Annotated in this window: 1 rRNA gene; it reads right to left on the minus strand. The window is 55.3% G+C overall.

The features are described from left to right. Positions 1-3,049 (minus strand): 23S ribosomal RNA (locus VA596_RS50520); the annotation flags it as partial. Positions 3,050-3,159 lie beyond the last annotated feature (110 nt).

Below are 3,159 nucleotides of genomic sequence, written 5' to 3' on the forward strand. Positions count from 1 at the left end.
CCAATGGTCTCTTGGGGGCCTTAACCCACAAAGGGTGGGATACCTCATCTTGGAACAGGCTTCCCGCTTAGATGCCTTCAGCGGTTATCCCTTCCGAACGTGGCCAACCAGCCATGCCCTTGGCAGAACAACTGGCACACCAGAGGTTCGTCCGTCCCGGTCCTCTCGTACTAGGGACAGCCTTCCTCAAGTATCCTACGCGCGCGGCGGATAGGGACCGAACTGTCTCACGACGTTCTAAACCCAGCTCGCGTGCCGCTTTAATGGGCGAACAGCCCAACCCTTGGGACCTACTCCGGCCCCAGGATGCGACGAGCCGACATCGAGGTGCCAAACCATGCCGTCGATATGGACTCTTGGGCAAGATCAGCCTGTTATCCCCGGGGTACCTTTTATCCGTTGAGCGACACCCCTTCCACCAGGAGGTGCCGGATCACTAGTCCCGACTTTCGTCCCTGCTCGACATGTCTGTCTCACAGTCAAGCTCCCTTGTGCACTTGCACTCAACACCTGATTGCCAACCAGGCTGAGGGAACCTTTGGGCGCCTCCGTTACTCTTTAGGAGGCAACCGCCCCAGTTAAACTACCCATCAGGCACTGTCCCTGAACCAGATCATGGTCCGAGGTTCAGATTCCCAATTCGACCAGAGTGGTATTTCAACAACGACTCCACAGTAACTAGCGTCACCGCTTCACAGTCTCCCACCTATCCTACACAAGCCGAACCGAAAACCAATACCAAACTATAGTAAAGGTCCCGGGGTCTTTCCGTCCTGCCGCGCGTAACGAGCATCTTTACTCGTAGTGCAATTTCGCCGGGCCTGTGGTTGAGACAGCCGGAAAGTCGTTACGCCATTCGTGCAGGTCGGAACTTACCCGACAAGGAATTTCGCTACCTTAGGATGGTTATAGTTACCACCGCCGTTTACTGGCGCTTAAATTCTCAGCTTCACCCACCAAAGTGAGTTAACCGGTCCTCTTAACGTTCCAGCACCGGGCAGGCGTCAGTCCATATACATCGTCTTGCGACTTCGCATGGACCTGTGTTTTTAGTAAACAGTCGCTTTCCGCTGGTCTCTGCGGCCACCCACCCCTAGCCTGTAAAAAGCTTCAGGATGTTTGGCCCCCCTTCTCCCGAAGTTACGGGGGCATTTTGCCGAGTTCCTTAACCACAGTTCACCCGATCGCCTTGGTATTCTCTACCTGACCACCTGTGTTGGTTTGGGGTACGGGCCGTGCATGCACTCACTAGAGGCTTTTCTCGGCAGCATAGGATCACTCTACTTCGCCTCAAACGGCTACGCATCACGTCTCAGAGTATGTAAAGCACGGATTTGCCTATGCTTTCTCCTACACGCTTACACCAGGACAACCATCGCCTGGCGGAGCTACCTTCCTGCGTCACCCCATCGCTTGACTACTACGAAATCAGGTCCCACGCTCCACAATGCCAACTCCATCCGAAGATATCGCCGGCACGCTTTGGGTGGTTAGTATCAAACGCCTCGTCATGGGCGCACATGCTCGGGTACGGGAATATCAACCCGTTGTCCATCGACTACGCCTGTCGGCCTCGCCTTAGGTCCCGACTTACCCTGGGCGGATTAGCCTGGCCCAGGAACCCTTGGTCATCCGGCGGCAGAGTTTCTCACTCTGCATTCGCTACTCATGCCTGCATTCTCACTCCCACACCCTCCACCGCTAGCTTCCGCCACGGCTTCCCTGGATGCAGGACGCTCCCCTACCCATCAACACGACTACACAACACCCTCAAGGAGCGAAGTGGATCTATTGTGTCAATGACACAGCTTCGGCGGTGTGCTTAAGCCCCGCTACATTGTCGGCGCAGGACCACTTGACCAGTGAGCTATTACGCACTCTTTCAAGGGTGGCTGCTTCTAAGCCAACCTCCTGGTTGTCTGGGCAATCCCACATCCTTTCCCACTGAGCACACACTTAGGGGCCTTAGCTGGTGTTCTGGGCTGTTTCCCTCTCGACGACGAAGCTTATCCCCCGCCGTCTCACTGCCGCACTCTCACACCACGGTATTCGGAGTTTGGTTGATTTCGGTAACCCGGTAAGGCCCCTAGACCATCCAGTAGCTCTACCCCCGTGGTGAAACATACGACGCTGCACCTAAATGCATTTCGGGGAGAACCAGCTATCACGGAGTTTGATTGGCCTTTCACCCCTACCCACAGCTCATCCCCTCAGTTTTCAACCTAAGTGGGTTCGGGCCTCCACGACGTCTTACCGTCGCTTCACCCTGGCCATGGGTAGATCACTCCGCTTCGGGTCTAGACCACGCGACTATATTCGCCCTATTCAGACTCGCTTTCGCTACGGCTACCCCACACGGGTTAACCTCGCCACGCAGCACTAACTCGCAGGCTCATTCTTCAAAAGGCACGCCATCACCATTACAGCTCTGACGGCTTGTAGGCACACGGTTTCAGGTACTCTTTCACTCCCCTCCCGGGGTACTTTTCATCTTTCCCTCACGGTACTAGTCCGCTATCGGTCTTCAGGAAGTATTTAGGCTTACCGGGTGGTCCCGGCAGATTCACAGCAAATTCCACGAGCTCGCTGCTACTCGGGAACACCACCAAGAACAACAACACAAGTTTTCGCGTACGGGGCTCTCACCCACTCCGGCCGCCCATCCCAAGGCGTTCCACTAACCCATGCGTCAATTCCGAAGAAATGTCAGTTCCTTCAAGGCGGGTCCCACAACACCGACTACACAACCCCTGACAGGTATCACATGCAATCGGTTTAGCCTCTTCCGCTTTCGCTCGCCACTACTCACGGAATCACGGTTGTTTTCTCTTCCTACGGGTACTGAGATGTTTCACTTCCCCGCGTTCCCTCCACACACCCTATATATTCAGGTGCGGGTAACACCACATCACTGGTGCTGGGTTTCCCCATTCGGAAATCCTCGGATCACAGCTCGGTTGACAGCTCCCCGAGGCTTATCGCAGCCTCCTACGTCCTTCATCGGCTCCTGAAGCCAAGACATCCACCATGTGCCCTTAACAACTTGACCACAAAGATGCTCGCATCCACTCTACAGTTCTCAAACACCACACCAGAAACAAACCACGTTTCCCGAGGCGTAAGCCCCGAGGCGTGTTGCCTCAGGACCCAACAGTGTGC

It is taken from the genome of Amycolatopsis heterodermiae, from assembly GCF_034929455.1.
GTDB classification, from domain to species: Bacteria; Actinomycetota; Actinomycetes; order Mycobacteriales; family Pseudonocardiaceae; genus Amycolatopsis; species Amycolatopsis heterodermiae.